This window comes from Streptomyces sp. XY006 (genome assembly GCF_002237655.1).
GTDB lineage: Bacteria > Actinomycetota > Actinomycetes > Streptomycetales > Streptomycetaceae > Streptomyces > Streptomyces levis.
Map to the genome: position 1 here is coordinate 94,520 of NZ_NOKT01000004.1, position 21,294 is coordinate 115,813.

The 21,294-nt window shown below is 72.0% G+C and carries 17 protein-coding genes; 7 read left to right on the top strand and 10 right to left on the bottom strand.

Going from position 1 to position 21,294, the window contains the following annotated elements:
- The first annotated feature begins 78 nt into the window (after positions 1-78).
- On the top strand, positions 79-1,665 hold the full coding sequence (locus tag CHR28_RS06555) for a Na+/H+ antiporter (RefSeq protein ID WP_094052519.1): 1,587 nt from the start codon (positions 79-81) through the stop codon (positions 1,663-1,665).
- Positions 1,666-2,023: 358 nt separating this feature from the next.
- Here the strand turns inward: CHR28_RS06555 and CHR28_RS06560 are convergent, their stop codons facing one another.
- On the bottom strand, positions 2,024-3,166 hold the full coding sequence (locus CHR28_RS06560; protein ID WP_094052520.1) for a mechanosensitive ion channel family protein: 1,143 nt from the start codon (positions 3,164-3,166) through the stop codon (positions 2,024-2,026).
- A gap of 107 nt (positions 3,167-3,273) precedes the next feature.
- Here CHR28_RS06560 and CHR28_RS06565 point away from each other — a divergent pair, with 107 nt between their 5' ends.
- Positions 3,274-3,843: a dienelactone hydrolase family protein gene (locus tag CHR28_RS06565; RefSeq protein ID WP_094052521.1), complete on the top strand. Its 570-nt coding sequence runs from the start codon at positions 3,274-3,276 to the stop codon at positions 3,841-3,843.
- A 52-nt stretch (positions 3,844-3,895) separates the two neighbouring features.
- On the opposite strand, the gene CHR28_RS06570 is transcribed toward CHR28_RS06565, so the two are convergent.
- The 4 genes from CHR28_RS06570 to CHR28_RS06585 form a co-directional block, all read right to left on the bottom strand.
- Positions 3,896-5,566, bottom strand: coding sequence for an alkaline phosphatase D family protein (locus CHR28_RS06570; RefSeq protein WP_094052522.1), 1,671 nt, complete (start codon positions 5,564-5,566; stop codon positions 3,896-3,898).
- 92 nt (positions 5,567-5,658) lie between these two features.
- The gene (locus tag CHR28_RS06575; RefSeq protein WP_094052523.1) at positions 5,659-6,477 is read right to left on the bottom strand and encodes a thioredoxin domain-containing protein; all 819 of its coding nucleotides are present in this window, start codon (positions 6,475-6,477) and stop codon (positions 5,659-5,661) included.
- 130 nt (positions 6,478-6,607) lie between these two features.
- Positions 6,608-7,303 (bottom strand): hypothetical protein, encoded by a 696-nt coding sequence (locus tag CHR28_RS06580; protein WP_094052524.1) that lies wholly within the window; start codon positions 7,301-7,303, stop codon positions 6,608-6,610.
- A gap of 69 nt (positions 7,304-7,372) precedes the next feature.
- On the bottom strand, positions 7,373-8,701 hold the full coding sequence (locus tag CHR28_RS06585; RefSeq protein WP_094052525.1) for a DUF2252 domain-containing protein: 1,329 nt from the start codon (positions 8,699-8,701) through the stop codon (positions 7,373-7,375).
- 216 nt (positions 8,702-8,917) lie between these two features.
- On the opposite strand from CHR28_RS06585, the gene dnaE reads away from it, so the two are divergent.
- Complete coding sequence (gene dnaE, locus CHR28_RS06590) at positions 8,918-12,457, top strand: DNA polymerase III subunit alpha (RefSeq protein ID WP_094052720.1); 3,540 nt, start codon at positions 8,918-8,920, stop codon at positions 12,455-12,457.
- Positions 12,458-12,622: 165 nt separating this feature from the next.
- Here the strand turns inward: dnaE and CHR28_RS37665 are convergent, their stop codons facing one another.
- Complete coding sequence (locus CHR28_RS37665) at positions 12,623-12,787, bottom strand: hypothetical protein (RefSeq protein WP_179272333.1); 165 nt, start codon at positions 12,785-12,787, stop codon at positions 12,623-12,625.
- 222 nt (positions 12,788-13,009) lie between these two features.
- Between CHR28_RS37665 and CHR28_RS06595 the strand changes: the two genes are divergently transcribed.
- The 4 genes from CHR28_RS06595 (at position 13,010) to CHR28_RS06610 (ending at position 17,008) form a co-directional block, all read left to right on the top strand.
- Positions 13,010-14,224, top strand: coding sequence for an NYN domain-containing protein (locus tag CHR28_RS06595; RefSeq protein WP_094052526.1), 1,215 nt, complete (start codon positions 13,010-13,012; stop codon positions 14,222-14,224).
- 123 nt (positions 14,225-14,347) lie between these two features.
- On the top strand, positions 14,348-15,322 hold the full coding sequence (locus tag CHR28_RS06600) for an ABC transporter ATP-binding protein (protein WP_094052527.1): 975 nt from the start codon (positions 14,348-14,350) through the stop codon (positions 15,320-15,322).
- A gap of 100 nt (positions 15,323-15,422) precedes the next feature.
- On the top strand, positions 15,423-16,244 hold the full coding sequence (locus tag CHR28_RS06605) for an ABC transporter permease (protein WP_094052528.1): 822 nt from the start codon (positions 15,423-15,425) through the stop codon (positions 16,242-16,244).
- A gap of 56 nt (positions 16,245-16,300) precedes the next feature.
- Positions 16,301-17,008: an AAA family ATPase gene (locus CHR28_RS06610; protein WP_094052529.1), complete on the top strand. Its 708-nt coding sequence runs from the start codon at positions 16,301-16,303 to the stop codon at positions 17,006-17,008.
- A gap of 234 nt (positions 17,009-17,242) precedes the next feature.
- On the opposite strand, the gene ybaK is transcribed toward CHR28_RS06610, so the two are convergent.
- The 4 genes from ybaK to CHR28_RS06630 all read right to left on the bottom strand — a co-directional run bounded on the left by ybaK (position 17,243) and on the right by CHR28_RS06630 (position 21,252).
- Positions 17,243-17,743, bottom strand: a complete 501-nt coding sequence (gene ybaK, locus CHR28_RS06615) for a Cys-tRNA(Pro) deacylase (protein ID WP_094052530.1) — start codon at positions 17,741-17,743, stop codon at positions 17,243-17,245.
- An 11-nt stretch (positions 17,744-17,754) separates the two neighbouring features.
- Complete coding sequence (locus CHR28_RS06620; protein ID WP_094052531.1) at positions 17,755-18,495, bottom strand: LON peptidase substrate-binding domain-containing protein; 741 nt, start codon at positions 18,493-18,495, stop codon at positions 17,755-17,757.
- A gap of 11 nt (positions 18,496-18,506) precedes the next feature.
- Positions 18,507-19,553 carry a hypothetical protein gene (locus tag CHR28_RS06625; protein WP_094052532.1) on the bottom strand — a complete coding sequence of 349 codons (1,047 nt, stop codon included), beginning with the start codon at positions 19,551-19,553 and terminating at the stop codon, positions 18,507-18,509.
- A gap of 121 nt (positions 19,554-19,674) precedes the next feature.
- A complete protein-coding gene (locus CHR28_RS06630) occupies positions 19,675-21,252 on the bottom strand; it encodes an oxidoreductase (RefSeq protein ID WP_094052533.1) in 1,578 nt (525 codons plus the stop codon).
- Positions 21,253-21,294 lie beyond the last annotated feature (42 nt).

Sequence of the window (21,294 nt, forward strand, 5' to 3'; positions counted from 1 at the left end):
CGAAACGGTTTGTCACGGGCGTTGCGTGGCACGCTTGAGGTCAGTCGTGTGACCGTCTGACCTCCCGGAGCGCTGACCGTGGATCAGTTGGCCCTGTTGTTCGTGCTGCTGCTGGGGGCCGTGATCAGCGTCCCGGTCGGAGACCGGCTCGGGGTGCCCGCGCCGGTGCTGATGACCCTGCTCGGCATAGTCCTCGCGCTGCTCGAATTCGTTCCGAACGTCGACATCCCGCCGGACCTGATCCTGCCGCTGCTGCTGCCGCCCCTGCTGTACGCAGCCGTGCGGCGCACCTCGTGGCGGCAGTTCGCGGCGAACAAGAGACCCATCTTCCTGCTGGCCGTGGCGCTGGTGTTCGTCACCATGGCCTGTGTGGCCGCCGCGGCCGACGCGATCGTGCCGGGGCTGCCGCTCGCCGCGGCGTTCGCGCTCGGTGCGCTGGTGGCGCCGCCGGATCCGGTCGCTGCCACCGCCGTGGCCGGGCAGTTGGGGCTGCCGCGCCGGCTCGTGTCCATCCTGGAGGGCGAGGGGCTGTTCAACGACGTGACGGCCATCGTCCTGTACCACGTGGCGATCGCCGCCGCCGTGAGCGGGACGTTCTCGCCCTGGCAGGCCGGGCTCGACCTGGTGCTCTCGGCCGTCGTGGCGATCGCCGTGGGAATCGCCCTCGGCTGGGGCACGAACAAGCTGATGGAGCGGCTGGACGACGCGACCCTGCAGATCGGGCTGACCCTGCTGGTGCCGTACGCCTCCTACGTGATGGCCGAGGAGCTGCACGGCTCCGGGGTACTCGCGGTGCTCACCACCGCGCTGTTCCTCGCCGAGTACGGCTCGGACGCCGACGACGTCATGACGCGGCTGGCCGGGCACACGTTCTGGAACATCGTCGACACGCTCGTCACGGGCGTCGCGTTCGGGCTGGTGGGGCTGGAGCTGCACAACGCCATCCACACCGCGGCCGGCCGGTGGGGCCAGTTGCTCGGGTGGGCGGCGCTGGTGGTGTGCGTGGTGGTGTTCGTACGGCTGCTGTGGCTGCTGCCGGCGACCTGGCTGACCAAACGGCTGCACGCGCGGCGGGACTACGACGAGGACATCCCGGTGAGCTGGCGCGAGACCGTGGTGATGTGGTGGTCGGGGATGCGGGGGGTGGCCTCGGTCGCGCTGGTGCTGGCCATTCCGCTGGAGACGGACTCGGGGGCGCCGTTCCCCAACCGGGACGAGATCATCTTCATCGCCTTCGGCGTCATCATGGTGACGCTGGTGGTGCAGGGGCTGACGCTGCCGTGGCTGGTGCGCAAGCTCGGGGTGAAGGCCGACACGGACGCGGAGAAGGAGTTCGCGAAGACCCTGGCGATCCGGGCGTCCAAGGCGGCGAAACGGCGGCTGCGGGAGATCGAGGAGAGCGAGGAGCTGCCGGAGGAGCTGTCCGAGCAGATGATGCGGCGCGCCTTCGACATCGGGGTGCGGATCAGCCCGGACGTGGCGGAGGACGAGCGGCGTGAGGCGCACCGGGAGCGGGCGCGGCAGCTGAAGCGGATGCGGCGGATCCAGCAGGAGATGCTGAGCGCGGCGCGGCACGAGGTGCTGGCGGCGCGGAGCGAGCCCGGGGCGGACCCGGAGGTGGTGGACCGGGTGCTGCGCCATCTCGACGTGCGGAGTCTGCGGTGAGTCTGCCGTCCACGCACCGCCCGTGACGGACAGTCCGGGGGGCTGGGTCCCCGGTGGGGCGTGCGCGCCGCCGGGCGGCGGGCGGCCGTCCCGCGCTCGTGAGTCGTGTGCGCCGCCCGGTGGCGGGCGGCCCTCCGGCGGCTGAGGGCGTCGCGGAACATCCGGGTCGCCGCGGAACATCCGGGTCTTCGCGGATCGTCCGGGCGCCTCGCAGGTCCTTCCGGGTGCGTCGCGGATCACCCGGGTCGGCTGCGGCGCCGAGCGTGGCGACCGAGGGTCCGTGCACGAGAACGGCTGCCCGGGTCGCGGGCAGCCGTCCTGTTGTCTGTCGTTCCCGGGGCTGTTCACCCCGGGCGGATCAGCGGTCCGACCGGGACGAGCCGTGGTAGCGGCGCTGGACCGGGACGCCGTCCGGGGACGGCCGCTCCCCGTCGTGGGAGGGGTGCAGGCCGTTGCGGGACGGCCGCAGCACCGCGTCCGCCGTGTTGACCCTGGGCAGGGCGTACGGGTGCTCGTCGGCCAGCCAGCGGATCATCTGCTCGCGGACCGCGACCCGTACCGTCCAGATGTCGTCGGCGTCCTTGGCCGTCACCAGGGCCCGCACCTGCATGGTGCTGGGGGTGGTGTCGGTGACGGACAGGTCGTAGGCGCGGCCGTCCCAGGCCGGGCACTCGCGCAGGATGTCGCGGAGTTTCTCGCGCATCGCGTCCACGGGGGCCGTGTGGTCCACGTGCCAGAAGACGATGCCGGTCATCTGCGGGGTCCCGCGCGACCAGTTCTCGAACGGCTTGGACGTGAAGTACGACACCGGCATGGTGATCCGGCGCTCGTCCCAGGTGCGTACGGCCAGGAACGTGAGCGTGATCTCCTCGACCGTGCCCCACTCGCCGTCCACGACCACGGTGTCCCCGATCCGCACCATGTCGCCGAAGGCGATCTGGAACCCGGCGAACATGTTGCTCAGGGTCGACTGGGCGGCGACACCGGCGACGATGCCGAGGATTCCGGCCGAGGCCAGCAGGGAAGCGCCCGCGGCCCGGAACGCCGGGAAGGTCAGCAGCATGCTCGCCGCGGCCACCACGCCGACGATCGCGGACACCACGCGCATGATCAGCGTCACCTGGGTGCGCACCCGGCGGACCCTGGCCGGGTCGCGGTGGGCCCGGCCGTGGGCGTACCGGCTGTAGGACGTCTCGACGATCGCCGCCGCGATACGGATCACCAGCCAGGCGGTCGATCCGATCAGTACCAGGGTCAGGACCCGGCCGACGGCCTCCTCATTGCTCCGCAGCAGGTCCGCCTCGTCGTAGGACCCTCTCAGCAGGGCGGCGCACAGCACGAGCTGGTAGGGGATGCGGGCACGGCGGAGCAGCCCCCACAGCGGGGTGTCGTGGTGCCGGTCGTCGGCCTTGCGCAGCAGGAAGTCGGTGGCCCAGCCGATCACCAGCGTGAGCACGACCGAGCCACCGACCACGATCAGCGGTCGTAGCAGGTTCTCCATGCCCCCGAACCTAACCGGCTCGCCGGGGGCATGAACATGTGACTTCGGCGGCGTCCTGGGTAGTGCCGCGATCCCGGCCCGTCACACCCGGCTGGCACCATGGCCTCATGAACATCATGCTCTTTCACTCGACCTTCGGACTGCGGCCCGCCGTGCACCAGGCCGCTGACCGGCTGCGCTCGGCCGGTCACGAGGTGTGGACGCCCGACCTCTTCGAGGGGCGCACGTTCGACACGGTCGAGGAGGGCATGGCGCACAAGGAGAAGACCGGCAAGGAGGAGCTCCTCAAGCGGGCCGTGCTGGCCGCCGCGCCCTACTCGGAGCGCGGGCTCGTGTACGCCGGATTCTCGCTCGGCGCCTCCATCGCCCAGACCCTCGCCCTCGGCGACGACAAGGCCCGCGGCCTGCTGCTCCTGCACGGCACGTCGGACATCGCGCCGGGCGTCACGGTGGACGGGCTGCCGGTCCAGCTCCATGTGGCGGAGCCGGACCCGTTCGAGACGGACGACTGGCTGACCGCCTGGTATCTCCAGATGGGCCGCACGGGCGCCGACGTCGAGGTGTACCGGTACGCCGGGGCGGGCCATCTCTACACCGACCCGGACCTGCCGGACTACGACGCCGAGGCGGCCGAGGCCACCTGGCGGGTGGCACTCGGCTTCCTCGACACGCTCTAGCGGTCTTCACGGCGGCGCGCCCGTCGCCGCCGCGGCCCGGGCGTGACTCCCGTTACACCGGGTCGTACACGCGCTCCATCTTCTGGGTGCCGCTGCGCGTGCGGTACGAGCGGGACCACTTGGCCGTGGCGTCGCGCTTGGCCCGGTCCGAGATGACGTAGTAGTCCATCTGCGCCCGCTCGGCCGTGATGTCCAGGACACCGAAGCCGTGCCGGTCGGTGTCGACCCAGTGGACGTGCCGGTTGGCCGCGCGGATGACCGGCGAGGCCACCGCGGACAGCGTGCCCTCCGGGACCTTCACGATGTCGTCGAGGTTGTCCGAGGTGACCGAGGTGACGACGAACTCCGTGGCGGCCGACGGGGAGAGCGGATACGTGCCCGCGTCGACGGGCACGTCGTTGGCCCAGGCCATGTGGATGTCGCCGGTGAGGAAGACCGTGTTGCGGATGGCGTTCGCGCGCAGGTGCGTCAGGATCTCGCGCCGGTCGTCGGTGTAGCCGTCCCACTGGTCGGTGTTCAGGGCGAGGCCCTCCTGCGGCAGGCCGAGCAGCTTGGCCAGCGGCTTGAGCAGGTCGGCGGAGAGGGAGCCGATGGCGAACGGCGAGATCATCACGGAGTTGCCGACCAGCCGCCAGGTGGTGTCGGACGCCTGCAGGCCCGCCTTGAGCCAGTCGAGCTGGGCGCGGCCGGTGAGGGTGCGGTCCGGGTCGTCGACCTCGCCGTTGCCGGTCTTGACCTGCTGGGAGCGGAAGGAGCGCAGGTCCAGCAGCGAGAGGTCGGCCAGCTTGCCGAAGCGCAGCCGGCGGTAGGTGGTGCCGGCGATCGCGGGACGCACCGGCATCCACTCGAAGTAGGCCTGCTTGGCGGCGGCCTGACGGGCGGACCAGGTGCCCTCGGCGCCCTCGGTGTGGTTCTCGGCGCCGCCCGTCCAGGCGTCGTTGGCGAACTCGTGGTCGTCCCAGATCGCCACGACCGGGGCTGCCGCGTGCAGCGCCTGGAGGTCCGGGTCGGTCTTGTAACGGGCGTGCCGGGTGCGGTAGTCGGCGAGCGTGACGATCTCGTGCGCCGGGGCGTGCGGGCGGACGACCGTGCCGCGGGTGCCGTACTCGCCCGTGCCGTACTCGTAGATGTAGTCGCCGAGGTGCAGCCACGCGTCCAGGTCGCCGCGGGCCGCGAGGTGCCGGTACGGGGCGAAGTAGCCGGCCTCCCAGTTGGCGCAGGAGACCACGCCGAAGCGCAGACCCGTGACGGCCGCGTCGTGCGCGGGGGCGGTGCGGGTGCGGGCGGCGGGGGAGTCGGTGCCGCCGGCGGAGAAGCGGAACCAGTAGTCCGTGCCCGGCTCCAGGCCGCGGATGTCGGCCTTCACGGTGTGGTCGGAGGCGGCGGTCGCGGTGGTGGAGCCCTTGGCGACGACGTTCGTGAACGCCTTGTCCCGGGCGACCGTCCAGGAGACCTCGGTGTCCGGACCGATCCCGGAGCCGGGTATCGCCTCGGGGACGGGCGTCACGCGGGTCCACAGCAGGACGCCGTCCGGCAGCGGGTCGCCGGAGGCCACGCCGTGCAGGAAGGCGGGGGCCTGGTCGACGGCGCGCGCCGGCAGGGTCGCCGCCAGCGGCCCGGCCAGGACAGCAGTCGCCGCCGCGGCCTTGACGACCGTACGGCGGCGCGGGGTGAGGGAGTTGGGGCCCTCGGACGTGTTCGATGATCTGTATCGACTGGTCACGAGCGATCAGGTTACTGGTCGGTATGCGCCGGAGCGGGCGAACTCCGGAAGTTCGCCCGCTCTTCACATGCCGGCCGGTCCCCGACCCGCCGTCACTTCTTCAGGGCCTCGCCCACGACCCGGTTGAAGTCGGCCACTGTCATCAGCGGCGTGCCCTGGTTGTCGGCGGTGAGCTGCTTGCCGTCCATCACGAAGCCCGGCGTGCCCGTGACGCCGTCCTTGTTGTCGTCGAAGGTCTTCGACATGGCCATCGCCCAGGCGTCGTAGGTGCCCTTCTCGACCGCGTCCTGGAACTTCTTGTTGCCCTTCAGCTCCGGGACGCTGTCGGCGACCTTGATGAGGTAGCTGTCCTTCTTGAACTCGTCGGTCGTCTCCTCCGGGTGGAACTTCGCGGAGTAGAGGGCGGCCTTGTAGTCGAGGAACGCCTGGTCGCTGACGTTCAGCGCGGCGCCGAGGGCGCTCAGCGCGTTCTTGGAGCCCTCGCCGTTGTCCTTGTCGTCGATGAAGGTGGCGCCGATGAACTGCATCTTGTACTTGCCGTCGTCGATGTCCTTCTTCACGGTCGGGCCGACCGTCTGCTCGAACTGGGCGCACACCGGGCAGCGCGGGTCCTCGTAGACCTTCAGGGTCTTCTTCGCCGAGTCCTTGCCGATGACGACCGTGGTGCCGTCGGTGCCCGTGGTGTTGGCCGGGGTGACGACCTTCGCGTCCTTCTGCGACTCCCAGTAGGTGGGCTTGTTCGCCTGGACGACCGCGTAGCCGATGCCGCCGGCTATCGCGAGGACGCCGACGATGGAGCAGGCGACGACGATCTGCCGCTTGGCCTTGGCCCGCTTGGCCTCGCGCTCGCGCTCGACGCGCAGCCGCTCGCGCGCCGCCGTCTTCGCCGCCTGGCTGTTCCGCTTGCTCATGGTGATGTTCTCCGTGGGGGACGCGCACACGTTCGTGTGCGGAATACATAAGGGGGGACTGCTCGTGCTCGAAAGCGCCGTGCGCACCGGTGCCGTGCGTGCTGCTGCCGTACGCGGCGGGCGGGTTGCCTCAGACGAGGGCGGGTGAGCAGGGCGGTCCACGCCGTCCCAGGGAGTACGCGAGAACCAGGTCGCGGGCGGTGGACGGGCGGTCGGCGGCGCGCGAGGGCAGCCGGCGGCCGGCCGGCCGCCGGTGCACCGCCACCGCGGCGACCGCCAGCAGCAGCGGCCGGAACGTCGTCGCCGTCACCGCCCGCAGCAGCTGGGCCAGGGCCCGCTCGCCGCGGCGCAGCCAGACGGCGGCGGTGAGGCCGACCCCGAGGTGCGCCCCGAGCAGCAGCCAGGCCGTGGCCGGGTCCGCGTGGGCGACCACGGCCGCGAGCCGCTCCGTGCCGGTGGCCCCGGCCATCCGCGCGAGCGGCGTGCCGACCTCGCCCCCGCCGCACAGCACGGCCAGGCCGACCGAGCGCAGCGGGCCCGCGACCGGGCCGCCCGCACGGCCGTAACAGGCGTGCTGGCCCGCGGTGAACACCGTGTCGGCGGCCAGCTCCAGCGGGATCAGCAGGGCCGCGATCCGCCCGAAGGAACGCTCGCGGCCCGCCAGGGCGTACGCGAGGGCGAACACGGCGGCGGCGACCGCCGCCACCGTGCCCAGCGGCAGCGGGGCCCGGGACAGCAGCACGTGCGACGCGGTGCTGAGCGTCACGACCACGGCCGTGAACAGCGCCGCGCGCACGGCTCTGAGCGGGATCCCGGATATGTCCATAGCGAGAGAAGAGTCTGTCACGGGGGCCTGTAAGGGACCCCTAAAGGATGCCTGTGTGAAGGGGGGCCGTCACAGACCCGGGATCCGGCCGTTGCGGAAGAGGTCCACGAAGGTCTGGTGGTCGGCACGCGCGCGTGCGCCGTAGCCGTGCGCGAAGTCGACCAGCAGGGGCGCGAAGCCCTCCTCGTCGGCCGCGATCGCCGCGTCGATGGCCCGCTCGGTCGAGAAGGGCACCAGGGACTCGCCGGACTGGTCGTCCGCCGCCGCGTGCATCGTGGCCGTCGCCCGGCCGAGGTCGGCCACCACCTGGGCGATCTCCTCCGGGTCGTCGATGTCGCCCCAGTCCAGGTCGACCGCGTACGGCGAGACCTCGGCGACCAGCTGGCCCGCGCCGTCCAGCTCGGTCCAGCCCAGCCAGGGGTCGGCGTGCGCCTGGAGGGCGCGCTGGGAGATCACCGTGCGGTGCCCCTCGTGCTGGAAGTAGTCGCGGATCGCCCGGTCCGTGATGTGCCGGGAGACGGCCGGGGTCTGGGCCTGCTTGATGTAGATCACGACATCGTTCTCCAGGGCGTCGCTGTGGCCCTCCAGGAGGATGTTGTACGACGGCAGCCCCGCCGAGCCGATGCCGATGCCGCGGCGGCCGACGACGTCCTTCACGCGGTAGGAGTCGGGGCGGGCCAGGGAGCTGTCGGGGAGCGTCTCCAGGTAGCCGTCGAAGGCGGCGAGGACCTTGTAGCGCGTGGCCGCGTCCAGCTCGACCGAGCCGCCGCCCGGCGCGAAGCGGCGCTCGAAGTCGCGGATCTCCGTCATCGACTCCAGCAGCCCGAAGCGGGTCAGCGAGCGGGCGTCACGCAGCGCGTCCAGCAGCGGGCCCTGTGCCGTGTCCAGCGTGAAGGGCGGCACCTCGTCGCTCTTGGCTCCCGTGGCCAGGGCGTGGATCCGCTCCCGGTACGCGGCCGCGTACACCCCCACCAGCTCGGTGATCTGCTCGTCGCCGAGCGCCTTGGCGTACCCGATCAGCGCGATCGACGCGGCGAAGCGCGCCAGGTCCCAGGTGAAGGGGCCGACGTAGGCCTCGTCGAAGTCGTTGACGTTGAAGATCAGGCGGCCGTTCGCGTCCATGTACGTGCCGAAGTTCTCCGCGTGCAGGTCGCCGTGGATCCACACGCGCGAGGTGCGCTCGTCCAGGTAGGGGCCGCTCAGGATCCCCTGGCGGTCGAGGTCGTGGTAGAAGAGGCACGCCGTGCCCCGGTAGAAGGCGAAGGCCGAGGCCGCCATCTTGCGGAACTTCACGCGGAACGCGGCCGGGTCGGCGGCCAGCAGCTCGCCGAAGGCGGTGTCGAAGACGGCGAGGATCTCCTCACCGCGGTGCTCGTCGTCGAGCTGCGGGAACGACATCGCTGGGTGCCTCCTGGTGCATGCGTCTCAGGGCGGCAGGTCCGCCCTCTGCCTAACGTGCGGGGGCCCGGGCGAGTGCCCACGGCCCCCGCACGAAGGTACGCGGGTCAGGCCCCCGCGTGTCAGTGCCGAGGCATAGACTTCGACGCTGTCCCCCAGACTGTCCGCAGCCTGTCGGACCCCATTCGACCCGTGTTCTTCCTGGAGGCCGCAGCCGTGTCAAAGCCGCCGTTCACGCACCTGCACGTCCACACCCAGTACTCGCTGCTGGACGGTGCCGCGCGGCTGAAGGACATGTTCAACGCGTGCAACGAGATGGGCATGACGCACATCGCCATGTCCGACCACGGCAACCTCCACGGGGCGTACGACTTCTACCACTCCGCGCAGAAGGCCGGGATCACCCCGATCATCGGGATCGAGGCGTATGTCGCGCCCGAGTCGCGCCGCAACAAGCGCAAGATCCAGTGGGGCCAGCCGCACCAGAAGCGGGACGACGTCTCCGGTTCCGGTGGTTACACCCACAAGACGATGTGGGCCGTGAACAAGACCGGCCTGCACAACCTCTTCCGGCTCTCCTCGGACGCCTACGCCGAGGGCTGGCTGCAGAAGTGGCCCCGGATGGACAAGGAGACCATCGCCCAGTGGTCCGAGGGGATCGTCGCCTCCACCGGCTGCCCCTCCGGCGAGCTCCAGACCCGGCTGCGCCTCGGCCAGTACGACGAGGCCCTCAAGGCCGCCGCCGACTACCAGGACATCTTCGGCAAGGACCGCTACTTCCTGGAGCTGATGGACCACGGCATCGAGATCGAGCACCGGGTCCGTGACGGCCTCCTGGAGATCGGCAAGAAGCTCGGCATCCCCCCGCTGGTCACCAACGACTCGCACTACACCTACGCGCACGAGGCGACCGCCCACGACGCGCTGCTGTGCATCCAGACCGGCAAGAACCTCTCCGACCCGGACCGCTTCAAGTTCGACGGCACCGGCTACTACCTGAAGTCCACGGACGAGATGTACGCCATCGACTCCTCGGACGCCTGGCAGGAGGGCTGCGCCAACACCCGGCTGATCGCCGAGATGGTCGACACGACCGGCATGTTCGAAAAGCGCGACCTCATGCCCAAGTTCGACATCCCCGAGGGGTACACGGAGGTCAGCTGGTTCCGCGAGGAGACCATGCGCGGCATGCACCGCCGCTTCCCGGACGGCATCCCGGACGACCGCATGAAGCAGGTCGAGTACGAGATGGACACCATCATCTCGATGGGCTTCCCGGGCTACTTCCTCGTGGTCGCCGACTTCATCATGTGGGCGAAGAAGCAGGGCATCGCGGTCGGCCCCGGCCGAGGCTCCGCGGCCGGCTCGATCGTCGCCTACGCCCTCGGCATCACCGACCTCGACCCCATCCCGCACGGCCTGATCTTCGAGCGGTTCCTCAACCCCGAGCGCATCTCCATGCCCGACGTCGACATCGACTTCGACGAGCGCCGGCGCGTCGAGGTGATCCGGTACGTGACGGAGAAGTACGGCGCCGACAAGGTCGCCATGATCGGCACGTACGGCACCATCAAGGCCAAGAACGCGATCAAGGACTCCGCCCGCGTGCTCGGCTACCCGTACGCGATGGGCGACCGCCTCACCAAGGCCATGCCCGCCGACGTCCTCGGCAAGGGCATCAACCTCGACGGCATCACCAACCCCGAGCACCCCCGCTACTCGGAGGCGGGCGAGATCCGGGCGATGTACGAGAACGAGCCGGACGTGAAGAAGGTCATCGACACCGCCAAGGGCGTCGAGGGCCTGGTGCGGCAGATGGGCGTGCACGCCGCCGGCGTGATCATGTCCAGCGAGACCATCACCGACCACGTGCCCGTCTGGGTCAGGCACACCGACGGCGTGACCATCACGCAGTGGGACTACCCGAGCTGTGAGTCGCTCGGCCTGCTGAAGATGGACTTCCTCGGCCTGCGCAACCTCACGATCATGGACGACGCCGTCAAGATGGTGAAGTCCAACAAGGGGATCGACATCGATCTCCTGAGCCTCCCGCTCGACGACCCCACGACCTTCGAACTGCTCCAGCGCGGCGACACCCTCGGCGTCTTCCAGTTCGACGGCGGCCCCATGCGCTCCCTGCTCCGGCTGATGAAGCCGGACAACTTCGAAGACATCTCCGCCGTGTCGGCCCTGTACCGCCCGGGCCCGATGGGCATGAACTCCCACACGAACTACGCGCTGCGCAAGAACGGGCAGCAGGAGATCACACCCATCCACCCCGAGCTGGAGGAGCCGCTCAAGGAGGTCCTGGACGTCACCTACGGCCTGATCGTCTACCAGGAGCAGGTGCAGAAGGCCGCCCAGATCATCGCCGGCTACTCGCTCGGCGAGGCCGACATCCTCCGCCGCGTGATGGGCAAGAAGAAGCCCGAGGAACTGGCGAAGAACTTCGTCCTGTTCCAGGAGGGCGCCCGCAAGAAGGGCTACAGCGACGAGGCCATCCAGGCGCTCTGGGACGTGCTGGTCCCCTTCGCCGGCTACGCGTTCAACAAGGCGCACTCCGCCGCGTACGGACTCGTCTCCTACTGGACGGCCTACCTCAAGGCCAACCACCCCGCCGAGTACATGGCCGCGCTCCTGACGTCCGTGAAGGACGACAAGGACAAGTCGGCCGTCTACCTCAACGAGTGCCGCCGCATGGGCATCCGGGTGCTCCCGCCGAACGTCAACGAGTCGATGTCCAACTTCGCGGCCCAGGGCGACGACGTGATCCTCTTCGGCCTCTCCGCCGTCCGCAACGTCGGCACGAACGTGGTCGAGTCGATCATCCGGTGCCGCAAGGCGAAGGGGAAGTACACGTCCTTCCCGGACTACCTCGACAAGGTGGAGGCGGTGGTCTGCAACAAGCGCACCACCGAATCGCTGATCAAGGCCGGCGCCTTCGACTCCCTGGGCCACACCCGCAAGGGCCTCACCGCCCAGTACGAGCCGATGATCGACAACGTGGTCGCGGTCAAGCGCAAGGAGGCCGAGGGACAGTTCGACCTCTTCGGCGGCATGGGCGAGGCCGAGACCAGCGAGCCGGGCTTCGGGCTCGACGTGGAGTTCTCCACCGACGAGTGGGACAAGACCTATCTGCTCGCCCAGGAGCGGGAGATGCTCGGTCTGTACGTCTCCGACCACCCGCTGTTCGGCCTGGAGCACATCCTGTCCGACAAGGCCGACGCGGGCATCTCCCAGCTGACCGGCGGTGAGCACGCGGACGGCGCGGTCGTCACCATCGGCGGCATCATCTCGGGCCTGCAGCGCAAGATGACCAAGCAGGGCAACGCCTGGGCCATCGCCACCGTCGAGGACCTCGCCGGCTCGATCGAGTGCATGTTCTTCCCCGCGACCTACCAGCTCGTCTCGACCCAACTCGTCGAGGACGCCGTGGTGTTCGTCAAGGGGCGCCTCGACAAGCGCGAGGACGTGCCGCGGCTCGTGGCGATGGAGCTGATGGTCCCCGACCTGTCCAACGCGGGCGCCAACGCGCCCGTGGTGCTCACGATCCCGGCCACCCGGGTCACCCCGCCGCTGGTCAGCCGTCTCGGCGAGGTGCTCAGCCACCACAAGGGCGACAGCGAGGTCCGGATCAGGCTCCAGGGTCCGACCAAGACGACCGTGCTGCGCCTGGACCGGCACCGGGTCAAGCCCGACCCGGCGCTCTTCGGTGACCTGAAGGTCCTGCTCGGCCCGTCCTGCCTGGCGGGATGACGGAGGTGGTGCCGCTCGGCCCGTCCTGCCCGGCGCGGGACGGCCGGGGCCGTCCGGCTCCATGACCGAGGCGGCGGGCGGCTCTTGACGCGCGTGAGGGGCGTACCCGGTACCTGGTACGCCCCTCGCGCAGGTGCGTGGGTCTCAAAACCCGTCACACAGATGTCAGTTGTGGCCGAAGCTGCGCTTCCGCTTGCGGGAGGCCACGTCGCCGGGGGTCAGCTCGACCTCGGTCTGGGGCTCCGCCTCCGCCACGGGGCTGCGGTCCGCCCGCTGCCCGCGCTCGGTCGGACGCTGCTGCTTACGGTCACGGTTCTTGTTCTTGGCCATGGTGATGCCTCCTGTGGGGGATCTAGGGGCCAGGGCCGGGACCAGATTCACACAGGCCGACAACGATCGCATGTCGGACAATTACCCTGCGTGACAGGGGTAGTCGGAGTGGGGTGGCGCGAAACGCCACGCCGAAGATCGAGTTCCGGCCGTTAACCTCCGCGCCGTCGGGCAGACTCGAAGGAAGCCCGAAACAAACCTCCTGGGAAGAGGGTGAGTCGCGTGGACCGCTGCATCGTCCTGGTGGACGCCGGGTATCTGCTGGGAGCCGCGGCGAGTCTCCTCGCCGGGGAGCCCTCGCGGTCCCGCATCACGGTCGACCACACAGCCCTCATCCAGGGGCTGCGCGAGCGCGCCGAATCGGACACGCAGCGGCCCTTGCTGCGCATCTACTGGTTCGACGGCGCCCCCGACCGCGTCCCGCAGCCCGAACACCGCAGGCTGCGCGTCATGCCCCGGGTCACCGTCCGGCTCGGTGCCCTGACCCGCAGCGACGGCCGCTGGGCGCAGAAGGGCGTGGACGCCGCCATGCACGCCGAGCTGACCGAGCTGGCCCGCAATCGCGCCTGCTCCGACGTCGTCCTCGTCACCGGCGACGGCGATCTGCTGCCCGGCATGATGGCCGCCAAGGAACACGGCGTCGCCGTCCACCTGTGGGCCGTCCAGGCCGCCGACGGCGACTACAACCAGTCCGAGGACCTGGTCGCCGAGGCCGACGAGCGGCGTGTCCTGGACCGCGCGTGGATCACCAAGGCCGTCCGCGCCAAGGACTACTCGGGGGTGTGCGCCCCGCAGCCCGCGACCCGGCCGGAGATCGCCGCGATCCTCTCCGCGCCGCTGCCCGACTCCGCCCTCGCCGACCCGGCCGAGCGGCCCGCCCCGCAGCCCCCGCACCCGGTGCCCGGCCCGGGGGTGAACGGCAGCGAGGAACGGGTGCCCGCGGCCGCCAAAGGGGTCCCCACGCCCAAAGACCTGGCCGCCCTGCGTGCCCCCGGCACCCAGCCCGCCCAGCCCCCCGCCTCCGCCACCCTCCGCTGGTCCTCCGACAAAGGCTGGGTCGACCGGCCCGCGGCCGAGCCCCCCGAGGCCGCCTCGATGCCGACGCTCGCCCAGCTGACCACCGCCGAGCAGCGCTGGGCCGACCGCGAGGAGGACATCACCACGGTCAGCGGCGACCCCTTCGAGGTGGGCCAGGTCTTCGCCCGGCGCTGGGTGGAGCGCCTCGGCGACCACAGCCACCTGCCGAGACTGTCCGGGATGTACCCGCGCATCCCGCACCGCGTCGACGGCGAGCTGCTGCGCTACGCCGCCCGGTTCGGCCTGCTCGCCCACAAGGACGACCAGATCGACGAACGCGACCGCTACGCCATCCGGGCCGGCTTCTGGAAGGAGATCGGCGTGCGCACGGGCGTGGAGCACGCCCCCGTCGGCGACTGAGGACGTCGCCGGCGTTTTTGCCGCCGACGGCCGCCCCGAGGGCGGGCCGGGGCCGCCGACCCCGTAGTCTCGTCCCTTGTGAGTACGCGCGCGGGACAGGCATTTCGGCACGATGGTGACATCGTGTGCGCGGTGCGCGGGCTGACCAAGACCTATCCGGCGGTCCGGGGCCGGCGCGGCACGCCCGCGACCCCCGAGGTCCGGGCCACGGACGACGTACGGCTGGAGATCCGCCGCGGCGAGATCTTCGGCCTGCTCGGCCCGAACGGCGCCGGCAAGTCCACCCTCGTACGCCAGCTCACCGGTCTGATGCGGCCCGACGGCGGCAGCGTGGAGATCCTCGGGCACGACATCGTGCGCCACCCGGAACGGGCCGCGCGGATCCTCGCCTACCTCGGCCAGGAGTCGACCGCCCTCGACGAACTGACCGTGTCGCTCGCCGCCGAGACCACCGGGCGGCTGCGCGGCCTGGACGTCCGGCGGGCCCGGGCCGAACGGGACGCCGTCCTCGACGAGCTCGGCCTGACACCCCTCGCCGGACGCCCGCTGAAGAAGCTCTCCGGTGGCCAGCGGCGGCTGGCGTGCTTCGCCGCGGCGCTGGTGGGGGAGCGGCCGCTGCTCGTGCTCGACGAGCCGACCACCGGCATGGACCCGGTGGCGCGGCGGGCCGTGTGGTCCGCGGTGGACCGGCGGCGGGCCGAGCGCGGCACGACCGTACTGCTCGTCACCCACAACGTCATCGAGGCCGAGACCGTGCTGGACCGGGTGGCCGTCCTGGACCGCGGGCGGGTGATCGCCTGCGACACGCCCGCCGGGCTCAAGGAACAGGTCGCCGGTGACGTACGGGTCGACCTGGTGTGGCGGGACGCGGCTCCGCTGCACGTGCCCGAGGTGGCCGCGCTGCGGGACCGGGCCGTGGAGTCGGGCCGCCGCTGGACGCTGCGGCTCGGGCCCGAGGAGGCCCGGGCGGTCGTCGCGACCGTCACCGGAGGGGCCGCCTTCGCCGCCCTGGACGACTTCACGCTGGCCACGCCGAGCCTGGAGGACGTCTATCTGGCGCTGGGCGGTGCCGCGCAGCAGGGACTGGTGAAGGCGTGAGGGACGTGAGGAACACCGAGGCCTTGAGTGCGTGGGCCGCCGCGTACGTACCGAACAGGGCGACTGCCGCAGTGGACCCGACGAAGGGGAGCAGCGCGACGTGAGTGTCGTACCCGCCGATGTCCTGCCAGGCAGTGCCCTGGCCGTTCAGGAGCCCGCCGCGGGCGCGGCCGAGCTCGGGCCCCGGGCGCGGCTGTGGCCGTCGCTGGCCGCCGTGTACCGGGCGCAGCTGTCCCGGGCGCGGGTCGCGCGGATCCCGCTGCTGTTCGTGGCGACCTTCCAGTCGATCGGGATCATGATCCTGATGCGCGGGGTCGTGGACGACGGGGCCGAGGCGCAGGCGGTCGTCGCCGGGTCGTCGGTCCTCGTGGTCGCCTTCGTCGCGCTGAACCTGCTCGCGCAGTACTTCGGGCAGCTGCGCGCCAGCGGCGGGCTCGACCACTACGCGACCCTGCCGGTGCCGCCGGCGGCGGTGGTGCTGGGCGCGGCGGGCGCGTACGCGTCCTTCACCGTGCCCGGGACCGTCGTGACGGCGGTGTTCGGCTGCGTGCTGTTCGGGCTGCCGCTGGCCCATCTGTGGATCCTCATGGCCGTGATCCCGCTGGCGGGCGCCGCGCTCGCCGGGCTCGGGGCGGCGCTGGGGCTGCTCGCGCCGCGGCCGGAGCTGGCCACGCTGCTCGGGCAGCTGGGCATGTCGGCGGCGCTGCTGCTGGGCGTGCTGCCGGCCGACCGCATGCCGGAGGTCGTGCGCTTCACACGGGACCTGCTGCCGTCGACGTACGGCGTCGAGGCGTTCGCGCGTACGTTCGGGGCGGATCCCGACTGGGCGTTCGTGCTCGGTGATCTCGCCGTCTGCGGCGGGGTGGGTGTCGTCTCGCTGGCCGTGGCGACCTGGGCGTACCGGCGGGCGGCCGTCCGGTGAGCGGGGAGGGGTCGTCCGGTGACGCGGCGCACAGGCGGGCCTGGCACGATGGCAGGGTGACCGCACCACTGACTCCGCCACCGCCACCGCATGACCACTCCGCGCAGGGTTCGTGGCAGCCACCGGCCGGGGCGTCCGGGGCTCCGGCTCCCGGCTCCCAGCACGCCGAGTACGCCGAGCACACCGGGCTCGGCTGGTACGGACAGGACGACGGCCCCGGGATGAAGACCGAACTGCGGGAGGCCGGGCTGGTCGCCCTGGCCGTGGCGCTCGGCGGGGTGCTGCTGGGCGTGCTGTGGTGGTGGCTCGCGCCGCACGTGCCGCTGGTCGGGGACGTGACGGACGGGAACTGGGTCGTCTACCTCAAGGACACCGAGGGCGAGCAGGCCGTCGGGGTGGACGGGACGTTCACGCTGCTCGGGCTGGGCTTCGGTCTGGTGAGCGCGCTGGTGGTGTTCCTGCTGCGGCGGCGCGGGGGTGTGCCGCTGGTGGTGGGTCTCGCCGTCGGCGGGCTGCTCGGGTCGTTGCTGGCCTGGCGGGTCGGGGTGTGGCTCGGGCCCGCGCAGGACGTCGTCGCGCACGCCCGTGAGGTGGGGCGGGGGGTGACGTTCTCCGCGCCGCTGAAGCTGGGGGCGAAGGGGGCGTTGCTGGCCTGGCCGCTCGCCGCGCTGGTCGTCCATCTGGGGCTCACGGCGTTGTTCGGGCCCCGGGACCCCGAGCCGGAGTTCGGGCACGGGGCGTATCCGCCGAAGCCGGCCGGCTAGGGCTCGGTGCCGGCCCTGGCCCCGACCCCGGCGTCGGCTAGGGCTCGGTGTCGGCCTCGCCCCCGGCGTCGGCTAGGGCTCGGTGTCGGCCTCGCCCGGCGGTGCCGGTCCCGCCCGGCGTCGGCCAGTGCTCGGTGCCGGTGCCGGGGTGGTGCGCAGCCCGGCGTGGCGGGGTCCCCCGCCGCGCCCACCCGCGCCCCCCGGGCCGCCCCGAGCGGCACGACCGCCCGCGGGCTATGCGCGGCCGATGGGTGCCAGGACCGCCTCCGTGAGGGTGACCAGGGTCTGCGGTGCCAGTTCCACCTCCAGGCCCCGCCGCCCCGCCGACACGCAGATCGTCGTGTGCGTGGCGGCCGACGCGTCCAGGACCGTCGGGAGCTTCTTGCGCTGGCCCAGCGGCGAGATGCCGCCCCGGACATAGCCCGTGGTGCGCTCCGCCAGGGTGGGGTCGGCCATGGCCGCGCGTTTGCCTCCGACCGCCGCCGCCAGGGCCTTCAGATCCAGCTGGCCCGCCACCGGCACCACGGCGACCGTGAGGGTGCCGTCCACGTCCGCGACCAGGGTCTTGAAGACACGGTCGGGGGAGACGCCCATCGCCTCGGCCGCCTCCTCGCCGTAGGAGGGGTGGGCCGGGTCGTGCTCGTAGGCGTGGACGGTGAACTCCACGCCCGCCGCCGTGAGGGCCACCGTCGCGGGGGTGCCGCCGGACTGCTGCTTCTTCGACTTCTTCGCCATCCCGGTCCGCTTCAGTTGAGACTCGTCGTGCCGCGCGTCAGGTCCGACGCGGGCAACGACGGCAGACTACGGATGATCGCCGTCTCGGAGCGAAGGAGTTTCAGTTCGTCGCGCAGCCGGGAGGCCGTGTCGGGGGCCTGGAGCAGACGCTGCTTGGTCGGGGTGTCCAGCATCATCGCCGCCGCCACCAGGTACGACACCACGCCCGGCTCGTCGGGCAGGTCGGCGCCGGTCGTCAGGGAGCGTTCCCGCGCCCCGGCCAGGCGCTTCTGGTACTGCCGGAAGGACCGCAGCACCCCCTCGGCGAGAGGAGCCGCCTCGTCGCCCGGCTCCTCCGTCAGCGTCTCCAGCTCGGCCGTCAGGAACGGGCCGGAGGACTCGACCGACAGCAGTCTCACCCGGCTCGTGCCCGTGGCCAGCACCTCGAAAGAGCCGTCGGTGCGCTCCCGGATCGTCGCCGCGTCGGCGATGCAGCCGACCTTGTGGAAGGCCTTGGCCGGGTCCGTGCCGAAGCCGGCCGCGGGCCCCCGCTCGGGCAGGGCCGTCGGGTCGGGCATGCCGGGCGCGCTCGGGGCCACCTCGTGGCCGTCGCGGATCGCCACGACGGCGAACCGACGCGGCTCGTCCTCGGGCGTCTTCAGCAGTTCGCGCATCATGGCGCGGTACCGCTCCTCGAAGACGTTGAGCGGGAGCACGAGCCCCGGGAACAGCACCGAGTTCAGGGGGAAGAGGGGGAGCCGGACGGTGGTCACGACGCAAAAGCCTAATGGTCGCCGGTGCGGTCTCGTCCGCCGCGTTCACTCCGTGGATGCCGGGACGGCTCCCCGGCCGCCGCGGCCCGGATGTCGTCCCGTACGCGCAGGAAGTGCCCGAGCGGGTCGTCCGACGCCCGGTCCCAGGGGAACGAGGTGGCGTACGGGCCGTTCACACGCAGTTGTTCGGCGGCGTCCGGCCAGCGTTCCAGACGCACCAGGACGTAGATGAGCAGGTTGCGCATCCGGGCGGGCCAGGGGTCGGCCGGCGGGAGCAGCGGGGACAGGGCGATCGCCCGGTCGGCGGCCGCGTCCAGCCGCTCGCGCGGCACCTGGGGTCCGCAGTCGTCGGGCCCGCAGTCGTCGGTGAGGTAGCCGAAGGCCGCCCGCAGCGGAAGCGCCTGGACGAGCGAGCCGGCGGGCGCGTCCTGCGCGGCGCGGTCGGCGAAGTCGAAGCACTCGCGGTGGGAACCGTGCCAGGAGGTGGCCAGGTAGCGCAGGGCGGCCACATGGCAGCCGTGGTGGTGCGGGGCGCGCCGGACCGCCGCCGCCCACAGCTCCTCGAAGTACTTGTGCCCGGCCTGGGCGCCCCGGGCGTGGTCGAGCGCGAGGCGCCACGGCACCGGGTCCCGCTGGTCGCCCCGGGCCGCGGCCGTGATCAGCGGGCTCACCTCGCGCAGCAGCTCGGCCCGGGCCGGGGACTGCCAGGCCCGGTCCACCGCCAGCTGGGCCCCGACCAGCAGGGCGTCGGGGTCCTGCGGGGCGGTGGCGAGCCAGGCGTCCAGCCACTCGGGGCGCGAGCGCGCGAAGGCGGCCAGCCGCGTCACGTACCGGTCGCGCCGCTCCCACTCGGCGGCCACGCGCGTGGCCAGGAGCAGCCCGGCGGCGGGTCCGTGATCGCCCCGGGCGGCGGCGACCAGCGCGGGACTCAGCCGCGCGTCGGGCGCGTCGAGCAGCACCTCGTCGTCGGGGCTCGGCCTGCCGACGGGGTGGGGGGCGGTCCTTGTCATCCGGCTCGGGCGGATGAACGGCAGCTGCATGGCCATGGTGCCGACCATTGAAAGTCCGCTGGTCATGACGGCGCCAGATCGTTCCGGGAAGTCGCGGAAAGTTGTACGGGGTTCGGTCAAGAGAGGGTAAAGGCATGGCAGTTCTGCAACGCTGGTCACCTGCGCACCATCAGTTGCGCCGCAGCAGCCGGGTCGCGCCCGCCGCCACCGTCGTCGCCAGGATCCAGCCCAGCAGGATCATCGCCGTCGCCAGCCACTGCCAGCCCCCGCGCAACTGCCAGAAGCCCACCTGCCCCAGGTCGATGACCGGCAGCAGCAGGTCCAGGCTGAACAGGACGGGGTCCCACTCCGGGTGCTCGCCGCGCTTCATCGGCGGATGGCCGGCCCGGGCGAAGGCGAGCGAGCCCGCGGCCCACAGCACCGCCATCCACACCGCCGCCCGGCCCGGCCGGTACCCGTAGGCGACCGTCCAGTCCTGCGCGTACCCCCACAGCTTGGCGGCGAGCGGCAGGCTCTCGCGGTGCCGGCGCTGCTTGGCGAGCAGCACCTCGCGGGCGTCCTCGTCCTCCCCGCCGGCCCGCAGCACGGCGGCGAGCCGCTCGTAGGGATCCGGGTTGTACTCGGCGGTCGCCGCCGCCACCCAGTCCAGCCGCTCGGCCAGCGGGAAGGGCCCGCGCGGCACGAGGTTCTCGTAGGCGAAGCCGCCCATGTGCAGCCGTCCCGGTCCGGGCCAGGCGTCCGCCCGGTCCATCAGGTTGACGACCCGCGCCCCGGACAGCACCACCCGGCCGCGCGCCGGCTGCTCCCCGAGGAACCGCAGCTCCGGCGTCTGCACCCGGCGCAGCGACAGCTCCTGGTCGTCGCCGAGCGTGAACCGGGCCTGCTCGAAGTCGACGGCGTCGCCGAACCGCCCGTCGTCCAGCCGGATCCCGCCCTCGCAGGCGAACCGCTGGATCCGCGTGCCCTGGGCCGGGGTCATCCCGCTCATCGCCTGCGCGCCGACGCCCGCCGGGGTCAGGTACAGGCTGCGCTCGACGGTCAGCTGCGGGGCGTTCAGCGCGAGCCGCGCGTACGGGTTGGCCAGACGCGCGCCGCGCAGGCTCAGCGACACGCCGATGGTGGCGGCGCGCAGACTCAGCTCGCCGTGCGACTCCAGCAGCTCGGCCTGTAAGTCCTGGCCGACGGTCAGGCCGTCCGCGGCGACCGAGCGGCCGCTGCGGTCCTTGTGCACGATCGCCTGGTTGAGCATCAGGTCCGTGCCGATCTGCGCGTCGGTCAGCCGGATGCCGCGCAGGAAGCGGCAGCGGGGCAGGTGCAGGTCGCCCTCGGTCTGCACCCGGGCCGCCTCCAGCCGGGGCACCGAGCAGTCCACCAGCCGCATGGTCGTGAAGCGGGCCTCCGGCAGCAGTACGTCCTGCTCGAACCGGCACCGGCGCATCTCCACGTACGGCGTCACCGTGCCGCCCGCGAGGTCCAGGGAGCCGCTGATGTGCACGCCGGCGAGCTTCAGCGAGGCCACGCGGCCGGCCAGGGCGGGCGGGCCGTCGAGGAGCAGCCAGCACACGATCCGCGCCCGCACGGTCCGCTCCTCGCCCCACGGATGGCCGCCGTGCGGGTCGTCGACCACGGTGTCGCCGCTGCTCAGGTCGTACACGCTGCCGTTGCGGAAGGCCTGCCACATGCCGGCCTCGGCCGCGGTCAGGTCGTCGGGCAGCTCTCCGGCCCGCAGGCCGGCCCCCTCGGTCACAGTGCTTCCCTTCCTCCCCGGGTACTCGCCGGTTGGGTCCTT